Origin of the sequence: Pseudomonas sp. RSB 5.4 (genome assembly GCF_037126175.1) — a bacterium.
GTDB lineage: Bacteria > Pseudomonadota > Gammaproteobacteria > Pseudomonadales > Pseudomonadaceae > Aquipseudomonas > Aquipseudomonas fluorescens_H.
Window position 1 is genome coordinate 3,843,283 of sequence record NZ_CP146986.1, and the last position, 21,082, is coordinate 3,864,364.

The 21,082-nt window shown below is 60.3% G+C and carries 16 protein-coding genes; 10 read left to right on the plus strand and 6 right to left on the minus strand.

The genetic code is table 11. The features are described 5' to 3' along the window. Positions 1-138: 138 nt before the first annotated feature. Entirely contained in the window at positions 139-4,572 is a 4,434-nt protein-coding gene (locus tag V9L13_RS17380; RefSeq protein ID WP_338800109.1) for a DEAD/DEAH box helicase, read from the plus strand. 126 nt (positions 4,573-4,698) lie between these two features. Here the strand turns inward: V9L13_RS17380 and V9L13_RS17385 are convergent, their stop codons facing one another. Continuing rightward, a complete protein-coding gene (locus V9L13_RS17385; RefSeq protein ID WP_338800110.1) occupies positions 4,699-6,792 on the minus strand; it encodes a mechanosensitive ion channel family protein in 2,094 nt (697 codons plus the stop codon). 339 nt (positions 6,793-7,131) lie between these two features. Here V9L13_RS17385 and V9L13_RS17390 point away from each other — a divergent pair, with 339 nt between their 5' ends. The 5 genes from V9L13_RS17390 to V9L13_RS17410 all read left to right on the plus strand — a co-directional run bounded on the left by V9L13_RS17390 (position 7,132) and on the right by V9L13_RS17410 (position 12,515). After that, positions 7,132-8,337, plus strand: a complete 1,206-nt coding sequence (locus V9L13_RS17390; protein ID WP_103522049.1) for an MFS transporter — start codon at positions 7,132-7,134, stop codon at positions 8,335-8,337. Between the two features lie 215 nt (positions 8,338-8,552). Further along, positions 8,553-9,479, plus strand: coding sequence for a DUF72 domain-containing protein (locus V9L13_RS17395; protein WP_226501029.1), 927 nt, complete (start codon positions 8,553-8,555; stop codon positions 9,477-9,479). After that, entirely contained in the window at positions 9,476-10,273 is a 798-nt protein-coding gene (locus V9L13_RS17400) for an endonuclease/exonuclease/phosphatase family protein (protein ID WP_103483874.1), read from the plus strand. The genes V9L13_RS17395 and V9L13_RS17400 overlap by 4 nt, the downstream gene beginning before the upstream one ends. Next, a complete protein-coding gene (clsB, locus tag V9L13_RS17405) occupies positions 10,270-11,544 on the plus strand; it encodes a cardiolipin synthase ClsB (RefSeq protein WP_338800111.1) in 1,275 nt (424 codons plus the stop codon). The genes V9L13_RS17400 and clsB overlap by 4 nt, the downstream gene beginning before the upstream one ends. Further along, positions 11,541-12,515 carry a lysylphosphatidylglycerol synthase domain-containing protein gene (locus V9L13_RS17410; protein WP_003228693.1) on the plus strand — a complete coding sequence of 325 codons (975 nt, stop codon included), beginning with the start codon at positions 11,541-11,543 and terminating at the stop codon, positions 12,513-12,515. The genes clsB and V9L13_RS17410 overlap by 4 nt, the downstream gene beginning before the upstream one ends. Positions 12,516-12,629: 114 nt before the next feature. On the opposite strand, the gene V9L13_RS17415 is transcribed toward V9L13_RS17410, so the two are convergent. From V9L13_RS17415 to V9L13_RS17435, 5 genes are all read right to left on the minus strand, one after another. Continuing rightward, complete coding sequence (locus V9L13_RS17415; RefSeq protein ID WP_103483876.1) at positions 12,630-13,388, minus strand: alpha/beta fold hydrolase; 759 nt, start codon at positions 13,386-13,388, stop codon at positions 12,630-12,632. Then, the gene (locus tag V9L13_RS17420; RefSeq protein ID WP_338800112.1) at positions 13,378-14,487 is read right to left on the minus strand and encodes a DUF3182 family protein; all 1,110 of its coding nucleotides are present in this window, start codon (positions 14,485-14,487) and stop codon (positions 13,378-13,380) included. The genes V9L13_RS17415 and V9L13_RS17420 overlap by 11 nt, the downstream gene beginning before the upstream one ends. A gap of 182 nt (positions 14,488-14,669) precedes the next feature. Beyond that, positions 14,670-15,404: an iron-containing redox enzyme family protein gene (locus V9L13_RS17425; RefSeq protein WP_338800113.1), complete on the minus strand. Its 735-nt coding sequence runs from the start codon at positions 15,402-15,404 to the stop codon at positions 14,670-14,672. An 89-nt stretch (positions 15,405-15,493) separates the two neighbouring features. Continuing rightward, on the minus strand, positions 15,494-16,687 hold the full coding sequence (locus V9L13_RS17430; RefSeq protein WP_338800114.1) for an MFS transporter: 1,194 nt from the start codon (positions 16,685-16,687) through the stop codon (positions 15,494-15,496). Further along, entirely contained in the window at positions 16,688-17,818 is a 1,131-nt protein-coding gene (locus V9L13_RS17435) for a ThiF family adenylyltransferase (RefSeq protein WP_338800115.1), read from the minus strand. A gap of 659 nt (positions 17,819-18,477) precedes the next feature. On the opposite strand from V9L13_RS17435, the gene V9L13_RS17440 reads away from it, so the two are divergent. The 4 genes from V9L13_RS17440 (at position 18,478) to V9L13_RS17455 (ending at position 21,076) form a co-directional block, all read left to right on the plus strand. Beyond that, positions 18,478-19,059, plus strand: coding sequence for a YjfI family protein (locus V9L13_RS17440; protein ID WP_226501021.1), 582 nt, complete (start codon positions 18,478-18,480; stop codon positions 19,057-19,059). 17 nt (positions 19,060-19,076) lie between these two features. Further along, complete coding sequence (locus V9L13_RS17445; protein ID WP_103483879.1) at positions 19,077-19,775, plus strand: PspA/IM30 family protein; 699 nt, start codon at positions 19,077-19,079, stop codon at positions 19,773-19,775. Between the two features lie 209 nt (positions 19,776-19,984). Beyond that, complete coding sequence (locus tag V9L13_RS17450) at positions 19,985-20,635, plus strand: DUF2491 family protein (RefSeq protein ID WP_003228702.1); 651 nt, start codon at positions 19,985-19,987, stop codon at positions 20,633-20,635. Between the two features lie 15 nt (positions 20,636-20,650). Beyond that, positions 20,651-21,076, plus strand: coding sequence for a DUF350 domain-containing protein (locus V9L13_RS17455; protein WP_338800116.1), 426 nt, complete (start codon positions 20,651-20,653; stop codon positions 21,074-21,076). The last annotated feature ends 6 nt before the right edge of the window (positions 21,077-21,082 follow it).

Below are 21,082 nucleotides of genomic sequence, written 5' to 3' on the forward strand. Positions count from 1 at the left end.
CCCATCGCGAGCAGGCTCACGCCTACAGTTGATCGCGTTCCCCTGTGGGAGCGGGCTTGCTATCGAAGAGGCCCGGCCAGACGCTGAAGATCCCAGCGGTACTTGCATCTTCCCGCCCCCACCCGCATAACTTAAGCCATGAATCTGCCCATCCCCAAGGACGCGGCCCTGGCAGGCTTCCACCCCGCCGTCAGCGCCTGGTTCAGCAGCACCTTCCCGACGGTCACCGCCGCCCAGGCCCGCGCATGGCCGTTGATCCGCCAGCGCCGCTCGACGCTTATCGCCGCGCCCACCGGCTCCGGTAAAACCCTCACCGCATTCCTCGCCGTGCTCGACGACCTCGTCCACCGTGGCCTGGAAAACCCCGAAGGCCTGCCCGATGCAACCCTCGTCGTCTACGTTTCGCCGCTCAAGGCGTTGTCCAACGACATCCGCATCAACCTGCAGAACCCGCTTGCGGGAATCACCGAACAATTACGCCAGATGGGCCTGCCCGAACTGCAAATCACCACCGCCGTGCGCACCGGCGACACCCCGCAAAAAGACCGCGCCGCCATGCGCAAGCGCGCGCCGCACATTCTGGTGACCACCCCGGAATCGTTGTACGTGCTGCTCGGCTCCGAGTCCGGACGCAAAATGCTCGGCAGCACACGCACAGTGATCATCGACGAGATCCACGCCATCGCTGCCGGCAAACGCGGCAGTCATCTGGCGCTGAGCCTCGAACGCCTGCAGGCGCTGTGCGCAGAACCACTGACCCGCATCGGTCTTTCGGCCACGCAAAAACCCATCAATGCCGTGGCGCGGTTTCTGGTCGGCACTGATCGCCCCTGCGAAATCATCGACATCGGCCACGCCCGGCCACGGGATCTGGGCATCGAAGTGCCGCCGGTGCCGTTGTCGGCAGTGATGGCCAACGATGTCTGGGAATTGGTCTACGACCGCCTCGCCGAGTTGGCCCGCGAGCACCGCACCACACTGATTTTCGTCAACACCCGGCGTCTGGCCGAACGCCTCAGCCGACACCTCAGTGAACGTCTGGGCAAACAGGCGGTGGCGGCGCACCACGGCAGCCTGGCCAAGGAGTTCCGTCTCGACGCCGAACAGCGGCTCAAGCGCGGTGAGCTGCAAGTGTTGATCGCCACTGCGTCGCTGGAGTTGGGCATTGATATCGGCGAAGTCGATCTGGTCTGCCAGATCGCCTCGCCGCGTTCGATTGCCGGGTTCCTACAAAGAGTCGGTCGCTCCGGGCACCAGGTCGGCGGCACGCCCAAGGGCCGCTTGTTCGCCACCACCCGCGACGACCTGATCGAATGCGCCGCCCTGCTCGACTGCGTGCGCCGTGGCGAACTCGACACCCTGCACATCCCCGAAGCGCCGCTGGATGTACTGGCGCAGCAGATCATCGCCGAAGTCAGTTGCCGGGAATGGGCGGAAGACGCGCTGCTGGCGCTGTTTCGCAAAGCCTCGCCGTACCGCGATCTCGACGAAAAACACTATCAGGCGCTGCTGACGATGCTCGCCGAAGGCTACAACGGTCGTCAGGGCATCCGCAGCGCCTACCTGCATCGCGATGCGGTCAGCCACACCCTGCGTGGCCGCCGTGGCGCGCAACTGACCGCCGTGACCAGCGGCGGCACCATCCCCGACAACGCCGACTACAGCGTGCTGCTGGAACCGCAGGGTCTGAACATCGGCAGCGTCAACGAAGACTTTGCCGTGGAAAGCATCGCGGGTGACGTGTTCCAGCTCGGCAATACCTCCTACCGAATCCTGCGGGTGGAAACCGGCAAGGTGCGGGTCGAGGATGCCCAAGGCCAGCCGCCGACCATTCCGTTCTGGCTCGGCGAAGCACCGGGGCGCAGTGATGAATTGTCTGCGGCAGTGGCGCGCCTGCAAGCGACCCTCGACGACCTGCTCGGCGCCCGCCCCGGTGATTTGCAACCGGCCCTCGACTGGCTGACCGCAACCCTCGGCCTGAACCTCGCCAGCGCCGAACAACTGGTGGACTATCTCGCCCGCGCTCGCTTGACCCTCGGCGCCCTGCCCTCGCAGGACACGCTGCTGATGGAGCGATTTTTCGATGAATCCGGTGGCACCCAACTGATCATCCATTCACCGTTCGGCAGCCGCATCAACCGCGCCTGGGGCCTGGCCTTGCGCAAGCGTTTCTGCCGCACCTTCAACTTCGAGTTGCAGGCTGCTGCCAGCGAAGACGCGATTGTCCTGTCGCTGTCCACCAGCCACAGTTTCGAGCTGGATGACGTCTGGCGGTACCTGCACAGCAACAGCGCCGAGCACATCCTGATTCAGGCGATTCTCGACGCGCCATTGTTCGGTGTGCGCTGGCGCTGGAATGCCGGGGTGGCGCTGGCACTGCCGCGTTTTACCGGCGGGCGCAAAGTCGCGCCGCAGTTGCAGCGGATGAAAAGCGAAGACCTGATTGCCAGCGTGTTTCCCGATCAGATCGCCTGCCTGGAAAACCTCGCCGGCGAACGGGAAATTCCCGAACATCCGCTGGTGGAACAGACCCTCGACGATTGCCTGCACGAAGCCATGGACAGCGACGGCTGGCTCAATCTGCTGCGGCGTATGGAGCGCGGCGAGGTGCGGTTGCTCAGCCGCGACCTGCCAGCACCTTCACCACTGGCGGCGGAAATTCTCAGCGCGCGGCCGTACAGCTTTCTCGACGATGCGCCGCTGGAAGAACGCCGCACCCAAGCGGTGCTCAACCGGCGCTGGAGCGACCCGCAATCCACCGATGATCTCGGTGCGCTGGACGCAGACGCCATTAACGCGGTGCGTGAAGAAGCGTGGCCGACGCCGGCCAACGTCGATGAAATGCACGAGGCGCTGATGAGCCTGGCCTGCATCAGCGACCTTGAAGTTCAGGCTGGCGAACACTGGCGCGAATGGCTTGACGCGCTGACTGCGAGCGGTCGCGCCTGCCGCTTGGCCGTTCCGCCAGTAACGGCAAAAGAAAAGCTTCGCGAGCAGGCTCGCTCCCACATTCAACCGGGTTCCGCCAGTTGGAACACAGTCAACTGTGGGAGCGAGCCTGCTCGCGAAGACGGCCTCACCGTCACTACACATCCACAGCCTGGCTCGTTGTGGCTGGCGCGAGAACGCCTGACCTGCCTGTTGGCGCTTTATCCACAGGCCACGCTGCAACCTCAGCAGCAGGCCTTGCCTGGTTTCAACGAGCCGTGGACGTTCGAGGAAGCGCTGATCGAAGTGGTCCGCGCGCGGCTCGGCGCGTTCGGCCCGCTGCCGCTCCCGGCAATTGCCGAACCGCTGGCGCTGCCCGCCACACAAGTCGCGCAGGCGCTCGCGCAATTGGAGCGCGAAGGCTATGTGCTGCGCGGTCATTTCACTCCCGGTGTGGCCATTGAGGAATGGTGCGAACGGCATCTGCTGGCGCGCATTCATCGCTATACGGTCAAGCGTCTGCGCCGGGAAATCGAGCCGGTGGCCCTGCAGGATTTCATGCGTTTTCTGTTCGACTGGCAGCATCTGTCCCCCGCTACGCGAGGTCAGGGCAACGTGGTGTTGCCGGCGATTGTCGGTCAGTTCGAAGGTTACCCGGCAGCGGCCTCCGCGTGGGACAGCGACCTTCTCCCGGCACGCCTGAAAGACTACTCGCCGAGCTGGCTGGATGAGCTGTGCCGCAACGGCAAACTGGTGTGGACGCGCCTCAGTGCCCGACAGAAAGTCAGCGGCACGGCGTTGCGGAGTACGCCGATTGTGCTGCTGCCGCGCAGTCAGGTCGGACTGTGGAGTGGATTGACCGAGCAAACGCCGGTCAGCGAACTGTCAGCGAAAACGCAGAAGGTCTACGAGGCGCTGAGTCAGCACGGCGCGCTGTTTTTCGATGAACTGATCCATGAAGCGCACCTATTGCGCACCGAGCTGGAAATCGCCTTGCAGGAACTGGTCGGTGCCGGCCTGGTAAACGCCGACAGCTTCGCCGGTCTGCGTGCGCTGATCACCCCGGCGAGCAAGCGCCAGCAACGCAGCAGTCGACGCGGACGCGGAGCGTTTATCGGCGGCATGGACGATGCCGGGCGCTGGGCGTTATTGCGACGCGGGCCGCTCATGGAGAACAGCCAGAGCGCTTCGCCGGAAACCCTCGAACATGTCGCCATGACCTTGCTGCGCCGCTACGGCGTGGTGTTCTGGCGTCTGCTGGAGCGCGAGGCGGATTGGCTGCCGAGCTGGCGCGAATTGCTGCGCACGTTTCATCGGCTGGAGGCCCGTGGCGAGATTCGCGGCGGGCGCTTTGTCAGTGGCCTGGCGGGGGAACAGTTTGCCTTGCCGGAGGCGATTCCGTTGCTGCGCGAAGTACGGCGGCGGGCACATGACGGCAGTTTGATCGCGGTGTGCGGGGTGGATCCGTTGAATCTGGCCGGGACGCTGTTGCCGGGGGCGAAAGTGCCGGCGCTGGCGAGCAATCGGTTGGTGTATCGCGATGGGGTGCCGGTTGCTGCCGAGATTGCCGGCAAGCAGGTTTTCTGGACAGAGCTGGATCAGGTGGCCATGGAGCAGGTGCGGAGCAAGCTGATCCGGCATTGATGTCGACAGTTCCGGCCCTTTCGCGAGCAAGCCCGCTCCCACAAGGGATCTGCGGCGTTCACCAATCCAATGTGGGAGCGGGCTTGCTCGCGAAGAGGCCGGCAATCCCACCACAAAATCCGACGGTCAGGTATTCGACCGTTGTGGCGCCTCGCTCGCCAACAGCTCCTTCTCACCCTGCCGCTTGGGCAACAAAACCTGCTGTGGATAAGTCTGCGCGAAGTGCACGTCAGGACTGTTATCCACAAGCTTTTTCAAACGCTGATTGAACGCCCGGCTCACCGCATATTGCCCGCCCGACACGGTACGGAATTGCGCGGTCAGCACCACGCCGTTCAAGTCCATCCGGTCCACCCCAAACACATCCAGCGGCCCTTGCAGGTTGTACTTGAGGAACGGGTCTTCGCGGATCGAATCGCCGGTCTCGCGGATCAGTTCGATGGCCTTGTCGACATCGGTGTCGTAGGTGAACTGCACCGAGAAAAACGCGTAGGCAAACTGCCGTGATTGGTTGGTCACTGCCTTGATCTGGCCGAACGGCACCGAGTGCACGAAACCCTTACCGTCACGCAGGCGCAGGGTGCGGATGGTCAGGCCTTCGACGGTGCCGGCGTGACCGGAGTCGAGCACCACCCAGTCACCGATCGACAGCGTGTCTTCAATGATGATGAACAGCCCGGTGATCACGTCCTGCACCAGTTGCTGCGAACCGAAACCGATGGCCAGGCCGACCACCCCGGCACCAGCCAACAGTGGCGCAACGTTGATCCCGAGGTTGGCCATGGTGGTAATCGCGCAGATCACCACCAGGATGATTTTGATCGCATTGCGCAGCAGCGGCAGGATGGTTTTCACCCGAGTGCTGGGCTGGCGCGACGAGCGTTTGCTGACCGGTGGTTTCAACGCTTCCTGAATCGCCGTGTCGAGCACCACCCACAACAGCCACGTGACGAGGAAGATCAGGCCGATGCTGCTCAGCGCGTTGCTGATCGCCCGTCCGACCGTGCTGCTCTGGGCAAAATCGAGCAGCGAAACGCCCCAGATCCGCCCGAGGATGTCGATGAAGGCTATCGCGATGACGATCCGCAGCAACGCGTGCAATAGGCTGAGGAAGCGTTCCTTGTAGGCGCTGCTGCGCTGGATCGCCTCGGCTTTTCGCGACTTGAACAAATGCTGGAGGATGGTGCTGAGAAACACCGTGCCGATCAGCAGCACCGTGGTGAACAGCGCGCAGCGCAGGGCCTTTTGATTGTCCTCGCCGATGCCGATCAGATTGACCGCAGAGACCAGCACCATCAACACGATCGGCCAGTACCAGAGCCCGGAAAAAATCCGCAGCGACTCCTGCAACGACGGCTGTTTCAGACGCTGCGCCAGCGGTCGGTTACGGATCAGGTGCGCCACCGGCCGGCGCAGGCGAATCACCAGCAGACCGAAGATGATCGAGGCGATCAACCCGGTGAACACCGCGACGCTGCTGGTGATGTTGCCGCCTAACTGACGGGCGATCTGTGGGCTGGTCAACGCGTCACTGAGGGCGGCGAGAAAACCGATCAGGAACAGCGGTTTCGGGCAGTAGTCGCGGATGATCCGCGCGGCCGGCCGTTTATGGCCGACGTTGAACATCACCACCACGCACAACAGCATCGAGGTGGAGAAAATCCCGCTGCTGGTGGCGTAGGCAAAACACAACGCCAGCGCCCGGCCGATCGAGGCTTGCAGAAAGTGGCTGACGTACAGCGTCAGCGGCAGGCAGATCAGCGCCGGCAGCGTGTACGGCAGCAGGTAGCCAACCAGGTCCTGACTGCGCTGGCGGGTGCGCAGCCAACGACCCTGACTCAGCCGCTTGGCCAGCAGGCTGCCGAGCACCGTGAGCAGCGCAAAAGTGCCAAGCCAGACGCCGGACAACATCAGGAAATCCCCGGCGACGCTCCAGCCCGAACGATCCGACGGCTGGTTGACCAGTTTGTCGACCTCATCCGCTGCGCGATCGGCCCGCAGGCGCCAGGCGTCGACCAGATGCTCGTTGAGATCGAGTTTGTCCTGCACGTCGTCGATGCTCGTACTGATCGCGCCGAGCAAGCCGCCCTGCACGATCGGCTCGGGTTTGGCCGGTTCTTCAGCGGTGGCCGGAACGCCCGGCAACGCGGCGGCTTGCACCATCTGGCCAGCGCCCAACAGCAGCGCCCCCAGCAAAACAGCGACCCTGAACTTGATCAAAACTCCGATCCCCCTTGGCTGAACCTGTAAGGAACTGATCGGTAATTGTCTGGCAAGTTCAAGAGCACCCTCACCCCAGCCCTCTCCCCGAGGGAGAGGGAGCCGACCGAGTTGTGCTCTCGAGCTACATCGACCTGAAATATCCAGCCGAACTCAATATTGAGTGCAACCGAGATCAGCTCCCTTCCCCCTCGCCCCTTTGGGGGAGAGGGTTGGGGTGAGGGGGAGCGCTTTTGACCTTTGCGTCCAAGGCAAATATCAAATGCCCAACCCCGTATTTTTCCGCACAAGCCAAACCCCGACACTGCGCTCCATTCAAACCTCTACCGGAGTGCTGTCATGCCCATTGCCTTGCTCGCGCTGACCCTCAGCGCATTCGCCATCGGGACGACCGAGTTCGTCATCGTTGGCCTGTTACCCACCATTGGCGCCGATCTCGGCGTCAGCCTGCCGTCTGCCGGGCTGCTGGTCAGCCTCTATGCGTTGGGCGTTGCCATTGGCGCGCCGGTGCTGACTGCCCTCACCGGCAAAGTCCCGCGCAAACTGTTGCTGCTGTCGCTGATGGTGCTGTTCACCCTCGGCAACCTGCTGGCGTGGATGGCGCCGAGTTATGAATCGCTGGTGCTGGCGCGGATCGTTACCGGCCTGGCGCATGGAGTGTTCTTCTCCATCGGCTCGACCATTGCCACCAGTCTGGTGCCCAAGGAAAAAGCCGCCAGTGCGATTGCGATCATGTTCACCGGCCTCACCGTGGCCCTTGTGACCGGCGTGCCGCTGGGCACCTTCATTGGTCAGCATTTCGGCTGGCGCGAAACCTTCCTCGCCGTCTCGGCGCTGGGTGTGATCGCCTTCATCGGCAGCCTGCTGTATGTGCCGAACAACATCGCCCACAGCAAACCGGCGTCCCTGTTGCAACAGCTGCAAGTGCTGAAGCAACCGCGTCTGTTGCTGGTGTACGCCATGACTGCGATCGGTTACGGCGGCTCGTTCATCGCCTTCACTTTCCTTGCGCCGATCCTTCAGGACATCTCCGGCTTCAGCGCCGGCACCGTCAGCCTGGTGTTGCTGGTGTACGGCGTGTCGGTGGCGGTCGGCAACATCTGGGGCGGTAAACTGGCGGACAAACGCGGGCCGATCAGTGCCCTGAAAATCATCTTTGCCCTGCTCGCCGCCGTGTTATTCGTACTGACCTTCACCGCCGGCAATCCATGGCTGGCGCTGGCCACGGTGCTGGTGTGGGGCGCGGTGGCGTTCGGCAACGTGCCGGGTCTGCAGGTGTATGTGGTGCGTCAGGCTGAACATCACACACCGCAGGCAGTGGACGTGGCATCGGGGCTGAACATTGCTGCGTTCAACCTCGGGATTGCCGGCGGGGCGTGGGGCGGCGGGCTGATCGTCGAGCATCTGGGCCTGATTCATACGGCGTGGATCGGTGGTCTGGTGGTGCTGGTGGCGCTGGCACTCACCGCATGGAGCGGTCGACTGGATCGGCTCGGTCCGGTCTATGCCGAACCGGCTCAAGGCCGCGTATTCACGGGCCACTGAGTAACCCTGTGGGAGGGGGCTTGCTCCCGAAGACGGTGTATCAGTCGCCATTGTTGTTGACTGACCCACCGCCTTCGGGAGCAAGCCCCCTCCCACATTGAGATGTGTGGTTTTTGCAGAGAATGTACCGTCCGTAACGCCACCGAAACTTTCCCGAACCACCCACAGTCATCAACAGACACAGGCTGTACGAGGACTGACAACGGGAGGGCGACATGGCAACGATTCACATCGGTATTTCCGGCTGGCGCTACGCTCCGTGGCGCGGGGATTTCTACCCGAAAGGACTGGCGCAGAAACGCGAATTGCAATTCGCTTCGCGGGCGGTCAACAGCATCGAAATCAATGGATCGTTCTACGCCCTGCAACGGCCCGAACGTTATGCCCAGTGGTACGCCGAAACGCCCGACGACTTCGTGTTCAGCGTCAAGGCGCCGCGCTTCATCACCCATATTCGCCGTTTGCGCGAGATCGAAAAACCGTTGGCGAATTTCTTCGCCTCAGGGGTGCTGGAACTCAAGGAAAAACTCGGGCCGATCCTCTGGCAGTTCCCGCCGAACTTCAAATTCGATCCCGAGCGCTTCGAACACTTCCTCGCCCTGCTCCCTCACGACACTGAAGCGGCCGCCGCCCTCGCCCGCCAGCATGACTCGCACCTGCACGGCCACGCCAGCCTGAAGGCCTGGCGCAAAAAACCGCTGCGCCATGCCGTGGAAATTCGCAACGACAGCTTCATCGACCCCGACTTCGTGCGCTTGTTGAAACGCTACAACACCGCCCTGGTGATCGCCGACACCGCCGGCAAGTGGCCGTACCGCGAAGACCTCACCAGCGATTTCGTCTACCTGCGTCTGCACGGTGCCGAGGCACTTTACGCCAGCGGCTACAGCGAACCGGCGCTGCAGAACTGGGCCGAACGCATCGACGCCTGGCACCACGGTCAGCAACCGCGCGATGCGCATCTGATCGCGCCGCGCCTCAAGCCTCGGGCACGTAAATCCCGTGAAGTGTTCTGCTATTTCGACAACGACATCAAAGTCCGCGCGCCCTACGACGCCCGCAGTTTGCTGCACCGTTTTGAGCTGGATAAAACGCTCGCCACCACCCCCGGCGAACCGGCAGCCGAAGGGGTGTTGGCATGAGTATTCCAGAGCCGGTCGGGGTCACCGACGAACAGACCAGCGTCGAAGTGTCGGTGCGCCGTTTCACTGTGCTGACGGTCAACACCCACAAGGGCTTCACCGCCCTCAATCGACGCTTCATCCTCCCGGAGTTGCGCGAAGCGGTGCGTAGCGTGGCGGCCGACGTGGTGTTTTTGCAGGAAGTCCACGGCACCCACGAACACCATCCCAAACGCTACAGCAACTGGCCGACGATGCCGCAATACGAGTTCCTCGCCGACAGCCTCTGGCCGCAGTTCGCCTATGGGCGCAACGCGGTGTATCCGGAGGGCGATCATGGCAATGCGTTGCTGTCGAAATTCCAGATCATCCGCCACGACAACCTCGACGTCTCGATCAGCGGCCACGAAAACCGTGGCCTGTTGCATTGCGTGCTGCGCCTGCCCGGCGATGGCGTCGAGGTGCATGCGATCTGCGTGCATCTGGGCCTGCGCGAAAGCCATCGCAATGCGCAACTGAAGCTGCTCGGCGAGCGTCTGGCGGAGCTGCCGGTTGACGCCCCAGTGATCGTCGCCGGTGACTTCAATGACTGGCGCCAGCGCGCCGATGCGTTGCTCGAACCCTGCGGTCTGCGCGAGGTGTTCGCCGAGCATCACGGCAAACCGGCGCGCAGTTTTCCGGCACGCCTGCCGACGCTGCGGCTCGATCGTATTTACGTGCGTAACCTCAAGGCCAGCCAGCCGACAGTCCTGGCGAATCGGCCCTGGTCACACCTTTCCGACCACGCCCCGTTATCGGTGGAGATCGAATTATGAGCAGCGCACCGCTGGAGAAATCCGCCGTGGCACCGATCAGCATCAACCCGCCGGTGCGCGAGCCCGGGCATGTCGATGTCGAGTACGGCTGGCAGGGCAACAACCGCATCGAGTTGCTGGAAAACGGCGAGGAATATTTCCCCCGGGTATTCGACGCCATGCGTGCGGCGAAGAGTGAAATCCTGCTGGAGACCTTCATCGTTTTCGAAGACAAGGTCGGTGCAGAGTTGCAGCAGATCCTGATCGACGCCGCCCGGCGTGGCGTGCGCACCACTGTCAGTCTCGACGGTTTTGGTTGTGGCGAATTGTCCACCGGTTATCTCGCGGCATTGAGCGATGCTGGCGTGCACCTGCAAATGTTCGATCCGGCGCCCAAACATCTGGGTTTTCGCACCAACTGGTTCCGCCGCCTGCACCGCAAGATTGTGGTGGTCGACGGATTGATTGCGTTCATTGGCGGGATCAACTTTTCCGGCGATCACCTGGCCGATTTCGGCCCCGAGGCGAAACAGGATTACGCGGTGCAGATTCAGGGGCCGGCGGTCGCTGACATCCATCACTTCGCCCTGCTGCAAAGCGGTCGCCCGGGACGCGCACGGTTCTGGTGGCAGCGCCGGCGTCAGCGCCGGGCGGACATGGCTTTCAACGATCACGACGGTCAGGTACGGCTGGTGTTTCGCGACAACGATCAGCATCACACCGACATCGAAGACGTGTATTTGCAGGCATTGCGCCGGGCCAAACGTCGGGTGGTGATCGCCAACGCCTACTTCTTCCCCGGCTACCGCCTGCTGCGCGAGATCCGCAATGCCGCGCGCCGTGGCGTCGAGGTGCGGCTGATCCTGCAAGGCCAGCCGGACATGCTGGTGGCGAAACTGGCGGCGCGCATGACCTACGACTACCTGCTCAAGGCCGGCGTGCAGATCCACGAATATTGCCAGCGCCCCCTGCACGGCAAAGTCGCCTTGGTGGATGAGGAATGGAGCACGGTCGGCTCGAGCAATCTCGACCCGCTGAGCCTGTCGCTCAACCTCGAAGCCAACGTGCTGATCCGCGACCGCGCGTTCAATCAGCATTTGTTCCAGCGCCTCGAAGACCTGAGCCAGAACCACTGCAAGGCCATGGACGCCGACATGTCCCCACGCGGGCGGATCTGGCACATGACCGTAGGGTTTCTGGTATTTCACTTCTTGCGGCATTTCCCGTCGATGGCCGGTTGGTTGCCGGCGCACAAACCGCGGCTCAAGCCGTTTCGGGGAGATATCCCATGAGCCATTCCCATGCGCAATCGGCGCCTGCCGTGCATTCTCGCTGGAGTCGCTGGAAACGCCCGCTGACCCTGCTGTTCTTCCTCGCGCTGATCGTGTTGCTGACGATGTTCGCCAGCCGCATCGAATGGGCGGAAGTCCTGCAAACCCTGGCTGACTTCAAGGTCCGCACGCTGATCATCGCCGCCAGCCTGACCCTGCTGAGCTTTCTCACCTACGCCAGTTTCGACCTGATCGGCCGCACCTACATTCGCCAGGACCTGACCTGGAAGCAGATCCTGCCGGTGGGGATCATCAGCTATGCGTTCAACCTCAATCTCAGTGCCTGGGTCGGCGGGATCGCCATGCGCTATCGGCTATATTCGCGCCTGGGTGTGAGCAAAGGCAACATCGCCAAAATCCTCGGCCTGAGCCTGGCGACCAACTGGTTCGGCTACATGACGATTGCCGGCGCGGTGTTCAGCAGCGGTCTGGTGAGCATGCCGCCGGGCTGGAAAATCAGCAGCGATGCATTGCAGGGCATCGGCGTGCTGTTACTGCTGTTGAGTGCCGGTTACCTCGCCGCCTGCCAGTTCTCGAAGCGCCGCGAGTGGTCGATTCGCGGGGTGGAAATCAACCTGCCGTCACTGCGCATGGCCGTGCTGCAGTTGCTGCTCGGCGCATTGAACTGGTCGCTGATGGCGGCGGTGATTTTCACTCTGCTGCCGAGCAAACTGGATTATCCGTTGGTGCTTGGCGTACTGCTGATCAGTGCGATAGCCGGGGTCATCACGCACATTCCGGCGGGACTAGGGGTGCTGGAGGCGGTGTTCGTCGCGCTGCTGCAGCACGAAGCTTCACGCGGGAGTCTGGTGGCGGGGTTGCTGGCGTATCGGGCGATTTATTTTCTGCTGCCGTTGTTGATTACGGTGGTGATGTATTTGTTGGTGGAGGCCAAGGCCAAGGCGTTGCGGATCGAGAAGAAACCGTCCTGATTTTGTTGTGAAACTGAAAAGGCTATCGCGAGCAGGCTCACTCCTACAGGGGGAGCGCATTTCAAATTGTAGGAGTGAGCCTGCTCGCGATGGCGTCCGAAAGGGCACCAAAGATCATGTGGACTGGATGATGCTCAACCGCTCACCGACCACCATCTCGGTAATCCAGTCCACCAGAATCGAGGTATAGGCCTGCTGCGAAACCGGCTCGCTCAAGGCATGGTCGGCGCCGTCGATAATCCGGTGCGTCAGCGAATGGGTCTGCTGACAGGCCGCGCGGTAACTCATGATCGTCGCGTGGGGCACGTAGTCGTCGGTTTCCGATTCCACCAGCAACACATCTCCGGTGAATTGCGAACAGGCGTGCAGCGCACGATTGCTGTCAGCACGGACCAACGTCGCCCGGTAATCCCGCAGGTCAGCCTTGTCCAGATCACGCTTGGGCGTGTGCCATTGCTCGTCGCGATACAGCGCCGGCACTCGCAGCGCCAGCCAGCGCACCGGGCGCAACGAGGTGAGGATCGAAGCCAGGTAACCGCCATAACTGGTGCCGACCACCGCAATCGCCGAGGTGTCGAGCGCCGGGTGCGCCAGCAGGCGATCGTAGGCGGCGAGCAAGTCGCGCAGGTTGTCCTCGCGTGTGACCCGGGTCAACGGAATGCCGGTACCACCGGTGTGCCCGCGAAGGTCGAAGGTCAGGCAGACACAGCCAAGCCCGGCGATGCCCTTGGCGCGCTCCAGATCGCGCTCCTGGCTACCGCCCCAGCCGTGAACAAACAACACCCCGGGGACTTTCGATTTGGGACTGAGAAACGTCCCGCTCATCTGCTCGTCATCAATGTCGATCTGAATGCTTTCGCTTCTAGCCGTCATAGGATTTGACCGTTACGTATTTGAGAAGGAAGTCGCTGTTCTCTGCTGGCCCGCGATAGATTTCGATGGCGTCGGCCGGCAGGGTCTGATCGTTGTACGTCTCCACCGTCGACACGCGGATCGCCGGCATATCTGGATCGTTGACAAAGCTTTGCAGCGCGGCCAGTTCAGCGCTGCTGGCACCGCCCATGCGCCAGGACTGTTCGAGTACCCCGCTACGAGGTTTGCCATTGCTGTCCAGTCCTTGGGCAATGTCGTAGTTGCGCCGCGAGGCGTAGAAATCTGGATAAGCCTCATCCGCCGCCCGGTCGAAAATCTGTGCCTGCTTGATGGCCAGTCGTACGTCATCCGGCAAATCCAGCGCCAGCAGATCTTCGTAACCGCCCTGCACTACCAACAGATTCGAACCACCATAGACGTCTTCGCCATGGGCATCCTTGGTCAAGTATTGATCACCGCAGTAGCTCAGCACTTTGTCGCCGATGAATGACTGGCCAACGCTGTGGGTGAAGACCTTGCTCAAGTCCTGCTCCAGCACCACGCCATCGTGAAACAACGCTTTTGCTTCTGCACGGGCCAGTACTTCATCGAGCGCGTCGAGGCTGTTGATAACTTCCTGGCCGCGACCGGCACAGGCGTGAATCGGCTTCAGGCGGATCGGCCCGCTGTACAGCAGATGCTCGGCAGCGGGTCGCGCATCTTCCACGGCAAACACCGTCAAGCCGTCGAGCACCACATCGCGCACGCGCTCGGAAAATTGCGGCGCCCAGCCTTGCGGCGCGTGAGCCAGATGACTGCGCAAGCCGTGGCTGATGGCTTTGGTGCAAATGAAATCGTGTTCGACGTACCCGCCCCACAAATCGCCGGGGCCCTTGATCCCCAGTTTACGCGCGCTGGCCGGGCCAACAATGGTCTGGGTCGGCAGCCAATACAAATCTCGACCGCGATGCTTCTGCGGGTCAAAACTTCCGCCGAAGCTGAGTCCCAGAATCTGCGCCAGCCAGCGGGCAAGTGCCTTGTTAGTCTGCACTTCATGTTGCGGCGCCCCGGCCCGAACCGAATGGGCGACGACCACTTTCCTGCTCGACATCGGGGTCATGCGTCCCCCTTCAAGCCAGTTGATGAATGTAACCAGAGAACTGCAGAGATCAGGCCAATCGCCTGGCGCCGGGAATGCCAAAATGAATCAATCGCTTGGAACAAGCATGGTGGCATCAAGCCTGTTCCAATCTGCACGACTGCCAGCGAATCCGCGGCAATTTGCACGAAACGGAACGCCGGCTACTGCTGACTGACTTCGTTCCAGATGGCATCGAACATGACACAACGTTTGAGGATAGCCTGACGCCCGATTTGAATCGCAAGCCGCTTGGCTTCAGGAGTCTGGTGAGTCAGGCGTTGCAGAATTCCCAACATGGTAATCGCGTGGTCCTCATCCTCTTCGATATGCAGGCGAAAGAACTCCAGGCCTTCCTCACTGACATTCAGTCCCTCCAGTGCCAGGAGAATCGGTTTGTAAATCAGCGGCACAATGGCTTCGGCTCCCAGGCAGAGTGCTGCGAGGCCCTCGACAGGATTTTCACTGCGGCAACGCTGCATGATGCATTGGGTGAAATCCACGGTCTGAGGTAAAGGCGATTCTGCCAAGGGATGGGTGCCCAGGATCCGCAGCGACCTTTGAAAAAGCTCGGCATGCGTGAGCTTGTTGTCACCATCAATGCCCATTTCCTCCTGCATGTTTTCCATCAGCAATTTGATGTCGCCAACGGACTCAAGGCGATTGATGATCGCACACAGAAAGCGGGTAAAGTTTCGCGAGTAGTAATGATGCTGGATCAGAAAGTAACGCATCCCCTTCAGGGAAACATGACCGTTTTGCATTGCCAGCAACAGCTCATGATTAACCAATCCATCTAACGCATCAGCGTCCAGCCATTCGTCCCATAATGTGCCTCCGGTCATGAGCTTAATGACCTTCGCCCTATCGCCCCGATTCAACTCTTTGTCTGCTTCCAACTTTAAATTCCTTTTAATTCTTTATCAGCCATCCTGCCGATCGCAACGTTCCAGTTATTCCGAAACCCCGAAAACTTAAAAAACCATATTCATTGTGCGTCGCTGTAAATGACCGGGCGCTCAAACCTGGCCAGAAAGTAAGCACATAGAGAGGCGAAAATGATGCACAGACCGCCTGACGCAAAAATCACAGCGCTGCTCGAGAAATGCAGTAACAGCCATCCACTCAGCAGGCTCGCCGGTGGAATCGCGAGGTAGGCAATGAGCCGTGTAACTCCTACCGTTCGCCCTAGAATGGTTTGCGGCACCACTTGCTGGCGATAGGTGAAAAAAGCGATGACCACCACGGATTGGCAACCGGTAGAAAGCGCCCACAGTGCCGAAAGTGACCACGGATCGTTGGCCATCGCCCCCATCAGCGTGAACACCCCGGCCAGCAAACAGCTTCGACGGATAAGAATGCCGGCCAGATATCTCTTCACCAGAAACGCCCCCGTAGCTGATCCGGCGACGGCACCTGCACCAATGAGCCCGTAGTAATAGCCGACATCACTCAATGGCACGGCCAGTAGCGTGGTGTAGACATAGACAAGGCTGGCACCGATCAAGGCGAAACCGAAATTGCAGAAAAAGAACAGCATGACAAACGAACACAGTTCTCGCTGCTGGATGACATACAGCAGTCCGGCTTTGATTTCCGTGAATACCCGCGTGGTGGCAGGCGCAGGCCTACCCTGCTCTTTAAGCAAGAAGCAAAGCGGCAGGGATAGCGCAAATCCGACAATGCTGCCAATGAGCAACTGCTCTTTGGTACTAATGGCGAGCAAGGCCGCAACGCCGATTGGCGCAACGATGCGAATGATGTTGTCACTGGCGTTGATGATCGCATTGAATCGATGAAGTTTGGGCCCCTCGATCAGCGCAGGCGCAATGCTCTGGAAAACCGGGTGGTGGGTGGCACCGACGCTTGCCAACAGAAAGCTCAGCAGTAACAGAGTGATACTCAAGCTGCTCCCGGACAGCGTACTCACGGCAGCATATATAAGGCAGCCGGTGACGATGTTGATCAGATCACCACCGATCAAAAAACGCCGTTTGCTGTAGCGATCACTCCACACACCGGCGAAGGGCGTGACCAGTATGTAGGGCGCCATCGCGGCGAAAAAAGCCAGCGACGTCCAGACTGGGGAGCCGGTCTGCTCATAAACATAAAGCGGGATCAGAAACGCGATGGCCCATGAGCAGATGGACGTGATGGCATAGGACGCCAGGAGTTTGAACATCTAGACAGTCTCCGTCTGCTGCGACCGTTGCCCGTTCGCGAGATGTCCACATACCGTGCAGTCCGGATTCTGTTGCCAGACTTCAGCAACGCTGACGTCCAGGTCGTCGAATGTGAATTCCTTGAGCTTGTTGGTCAATTGTGGCGGTTGGCAGCCGGTGATGATCTTGACCGTTTCGCTGACCATCATCCCAGCGGTGACGGCCACCAAAGTCACAAGAGCCGGGCCGGGATGCTCATAGGTGATGTCGTGCTGTTTGGCCATGGTCGAAACGCTGTTCACCAGGCTGCTCTTGTTACGCGCCGACGTCAGCCAGCAAGCGCCGCAGCCCGAGGAGCCAGGCACCACCGAATAAAACACCGAGCGGCGTACATCAAGCCCGCCTGAAATGAAGGGTACGCCCTGTTCAACGCAGGCCTCATTCAGCCAGTCGGCCATGTAGTTCGCGGGTTTATCGGCGACACAAATCACAATATCGTGACCGCGTACGATGCCGGCGACGTCTTGCGCCGACTGGAGGCGGGTTTCGTGAGCAGTAATGTCGAGGTGACTGTTGAATTCAAGCAACCTGCGCCTGGCCGTTGTAACCTTCGGCATGCCGACGTCGGTTTCCTTGTAAAGTATCTGCCGGTTCAAATTGCTCAACTCGATCGTGTCAAAATCGAGGATCGTCAAGTGGTGGACACCCAGCGCCACCAGGTCGAACAGGATATGGGTGCCCAGACCGCCGCAGCCCAGTACGCAGACCCTGGCCGCGCGCAGTCTTTCCTGGTGGGTGAACTTGTTCTCGCCCACAGCCGCCATCGACCCGAAAAAGTCGATGTTGCGGGAAAATCTGATGCGATCATGATCCGAAAGAGAAGTCGTTTCAAAAGTATCCGGACTCTCGACCAACCGGTATTTGATCAGATCTTGCGCGACGCTTCGGATTTCGTCCTGATCCACCCCGGGATAACGGTCTGCCACTTGGGTAATCAACACTTCGTAGGGTGTACGGCCATCAAGTGTCCTGACGAACTCCCAGACAGCACCACGGGGGTCGGGGATTTTTGCGTATTGACCGTTAAAGCGCAGAACTACCTGACCATCAAGTTTGAACGGAATAATCGTCGGTTTAAGACAAAGCTTCATATTCGAGCCTCGATCGCTATTAAAACAAGTTAGTAAAAGAACCGGGACCGCAAAGGCCCCGGTTCTTACTGATCAGATCAGCCGATCTGAGAATCGCCAGCGGAAGATGCTTTTTCGAAAGTCATAATGATTTCCTCAAAAGTTGAAGGGCCGGTAGTCGAAACTTTCTCCCACCGGGGTGAAGGTGTGCACACTCCAAAACTAGAATAAGTTTTCAGTGGTTGCGAACCGACCTTATTTCTTAATATTACTCCCAAATAACACACTTCCTACGCTCTTACGAAGGGCCGCTATTACTTCTTACGGAAACATGCAAAAACAATGTAGGAATTATCTTCAATATTTAAACAGTAAAAAATCACAGCAGGCGAATTGAAAATAAATTCGCCTTTCAGACAATAAACATCAGTGATCAATCAGAACCACACTCCCCACCCGGGGCAACGCTTGCGACCACCACCTCATCAGCGATGATGACAGGCCGAAAAAATCTCACGCGTGAGCCATTGATGGCATTTTGAATTGGTTGTAGTGTGGCTCACGCGTGAGATGTTCATAACGGAGTCATTGCCATGAAAAGTCGCTCCCCCACCGTTGCATCAGAGAGCCCAAAGGGAGAGCGCTCGAAACCGTCCGCGAAAAAGCCGTCGAGCTTCTACATGAAGCAGATGCGCGCGGGCCTGGCTGCCGCCGGTTATGTGAAACACGAAACTTGGGTACTTCCGGAAAACCGAAGCTTGCTCAAGCAGATGGAGCAACAGCTACGCCAACCGATTCTGGCTGGCTCATTCATGTCGGAGAATTACATGAGCGCAGGCAACAACTGGAACATCGATAGCCTCTTCAACGCCCTCAAGGCACTGGACGAGGTGGCTTCGCACGAGATCACGCTGTCTCTGATCCAGAGCTCCGAACCCAGCATCAAGCTGGAAATGAACGAATTCGGCGGTCTGCCGATTCACATCGCCGTGGCCGGTGCACAGATCATCGTCGACACCGTGCTGGTGGACATCGACTCGATCACTGACGTGCGCGCCTTCAACGACGCCGTGTTGCGCAGCCGGGAAATGTTCCCGCTGTCGTCGATCGGTATCGAGTCGATGCCCAACGGCCAGACCGTTTACAACATGTTTGGCGCCCTCAGCGCCGACTCGAGCCTGACCAACGTCGTCACCGAGGTGAAAACCCTGGTCGACAACGTGCAGCGCGCGAGCGAAGCCTTCGAACACTTCTTCAAGTAATCAACAGGGAATATCCAATGACTCAGTCCATCTGGAGCAAGTTGTTCACCGCGCTGCGCGGTGGCGCCAATGAAGTCGGCGAAGCGATCGTCGACCAACAGGCTCTGCGCATCCTCGACCAGGAAATCCGCGACGCCGACACCGCGCTGTCCAACGCCCGCCGCGAGCTGGTCACCATCATGGCCAAGCACAAGCTGGCCGCCGACCGCGTGAGCGAGTACGACGCGAAGATCAAGGATCTGGAAGCCAAGGCTGTTTCCGCGCTGAACGCCGGCCGCGAAGACCTGGCGATGGAAGTGGCCGAAGCGATTTCGACCCTGACCAACGACCTGACCGCTGAGAAAGCCCAGAGCGACGAGTTCGGCACCTACGCCGAAAACATGCGCAAGGACATCAGCAAAGCCGAGTCGCGAATCAAGAGCCTGCGCCAGCAGGTGGACATGGCCAAGGCCCGTGAAAGCGTGCAGAAGGCGCAGGTCAGCGCATCCATCGCCAGCGGTGGCGCCAACGGCAAACTGGAGACCGCGGTCGGCACCCTGAACCGTCTGCAGGCCAAGCAACAGCAACGCGCCGCCGAGCTGAGCGCCGCCGATGAGCTGGCTGACGCTTCGACCGGCAACGACCTGGAACGCAAACTGCGCGACGCCGGCATCACGCCGAACGAAGGCAGCGCCAATGCGATTCTTGAACGTCTGAAGCAGAAGTCCACGCAGTAACAACGCGATAAAAAACCTGTGGGAGCGGGCTTGCTCGCGAATACGCTGTGTCAGTGAACAATTTGCTAGCTGACACACCGTATTCGCGAGCAAGCCCGCTCCCACATGGTTTGTGCTGTGCAAATGACTCTGCTCGTTCGTCGCCCGGCCCGGTACACTAGCGGCGCTTTTTACGACGCACACCTCCACCCGCCTCAAGGAATGTACCCATGGGATGGTTCAAAGATTTGCTGGGCACCAGCAACTGGCAGTCCGCTGCGCCAACGCCAACCGTTGCCAGTGGCCCACTCGGGATGGCGCAAGGCAAGGCTGTCAGATTCGATTCGACTCTCGCCCTGCTGCTCGACGGCTCGACGTCAGTGCGAGTGCCATTCGATCAGGCAATCTGGAGCGCCGGCTGGGTCGACCTCGGCCAATCCAACAAACTGCACCGCTATTACATGAATGACGAGGATTTCTGGCTACAGATCCACGTCACCGGTGACGACCAGATCGAGTCGGTCACCCTGTTCAACTATCTCAGTTACGTGACCGTCAACAGTGACGCCGAACTGCAGCGCCTGGCCGGCCCCGCCAGCCCGATCGGCCTGCCGACCTACACCCACGACGGCGTCCAGTACAGCCGCGAATGGGGCACCGAGCAGGGCCAGACCGAACTGGTGCCGCTGACCGAACACGTGATCAACCCGGACGAGTCCTACACTATCGAGCACCACTCGATGCTCTACGCCCGCGAGACCGGCCTGACCGATCGCCGCGAGCTGCTGCTGTTCTCCGTCGAACAGGACGAGGAAGGCACCGTCAGCCTGAGCACCTCGCTGGGCATTTCGCTGTACACGACTGATTTGAGCACCATTTAAAAAAGGAAGTTTTCCATGCTGGAAGTGCTGGCCGTTTCCCTGAACAAGACCGCGCTGGTCGGTTTCGTCATCTACCTGATCGGCGCCGTGCTGTTGTTCATGCTGTTTCAGTTCGTCTACACCCGCATCACACCACACAAAGAGTTCGAGCTGATTCGCTCCGGCAACATCGCCGCCGCCATTGCCCTCGCGGGGGCGATCATCGGTTTTGCGATTCCGGCCAGCAACGTGATCGCGTTTTCGGTCAACGTCCTCGATTTCTTGCTGTGGGCAGTGATTGCGGCCGTGGTGCAACTGCTGGCCTTCCTCGCCACAGGGCTGGTGCTCAAAGGCACGTCCCAGCGCATCGCCAACGGTGAAATCGCTTCCGGTATCTACGTGGCCGCGGTGGCCATCAGCGTCGGCATGCTCAACGCCGCGTGCATGACCCCGTCCAACTGATCGGCA

What these genes read in the sequence shown, in the direction of transcription:
- V9L13_RS17450 (WP_003228702.1), top strand. Translation starts at nt 19,985, where the DNA reads ATGGGATGGTTCAAAGATTTGCTGGGCACCAGCAACTGGCAGTCCGCT.
- V9L13_RS17430 (WP_338800114.1), bottom strand. Translation starts at nt 16,687, where the DNA reads ATGTTCAAACTCCTGGCGTCCTATGCCATCACGTCCATCTGCTCATGG.
- V9L13_RS17415 (WP_103483876.1), bottom strand. Translation starts at nt 13,388, where the DNA reads ATGACGGCTAGAAGCGAAAGCATTCAGATCGACATTGATGACGAGCAG.
- V9L13_RS17400 (WP_103483874.1), top strand. Translation starts at nt 9,476, where the DNA reads ATGAGTATTCCAGAGCCGGTCGGGGTCACCGACGAACAGACCAGCGTC.
- V9L13_RS17455 (WP_338800116.1), top strand. Translation starts at nt 20,651, where the DNA reads ATGCTGGAAGTGCTGGCCGTTTCCCTGAACAAGACCGCGCTGGTCGGT.
- V9L13_RS17435 (WP_338800115.1), bottom strand. Translation starts at nt 17,818, where the DNA reads ATGAAGCTTTGTCTTAAACCGACGATTATTCCGTTCAAACTTGATGGT.
- clsB (WP_338800111.1), top strand. Translation starts at nt 10,270, where the DNA reads ATGAGCAGCGCACCGCTGGAGAAATCCGCCGTGGCACCGATCAGCATC.
- V9L13_RS17410 (WP_003228693.1), top strand. Translation starts at nt 11,541, where the DNA reads ATGAGCCATTCCCATGCGCAATCGGCGCCTGCCGTGCATTCTCGCTGG.
- V9L13_RS17395 (WP_226501029.1), top strand. Translation starts at nt 8,553, where the DNA reads ATGGCAACGATTCACATCGGTATTTCCGGCTGGCGCTACGCTCCGTGG.
- V9L13_RS17445 (WP_103483879.1), top strand. Translation starts at nt 19,077, where the DNA reads ATGACTCAGTCCATCTGGAGCAAGTTGTTCACCGCGCTGCGCGGTGGC.
- V9L13_RS17390 (WP_103522049.1), top strand. Translation starts at nt 7,132, where the DNA reads ATGCCCATTGCCTTGCTCGCGCTGACCCTCAGCGCATTCGCCATCGGG.
- V9L13_RS17380 (WP_338800109.1), top strand. Translation starts at nt 139, where the DNA reads ATGAATCTGCCCATCCCCAAGGACGCGGCCCTGGCAGGCTTCCACCCC.
- V9L13_RS17420 (WP_338800112.1), bottom strand. Translation starts at nt 14,487, where the DNA reads ATGACCCCGATGTCGAGCAGGAAAGTGGTCGTCGCCCATTCGGTTCGG.
- V9L13_RS17440 (WP_226501021.1), top strand. Translation starts at nt 18,478, where the DNA reads ATGAAGCAGATGCGCGCGGGCCTGGCTGCCGCCGGTTATGTGAAACAC.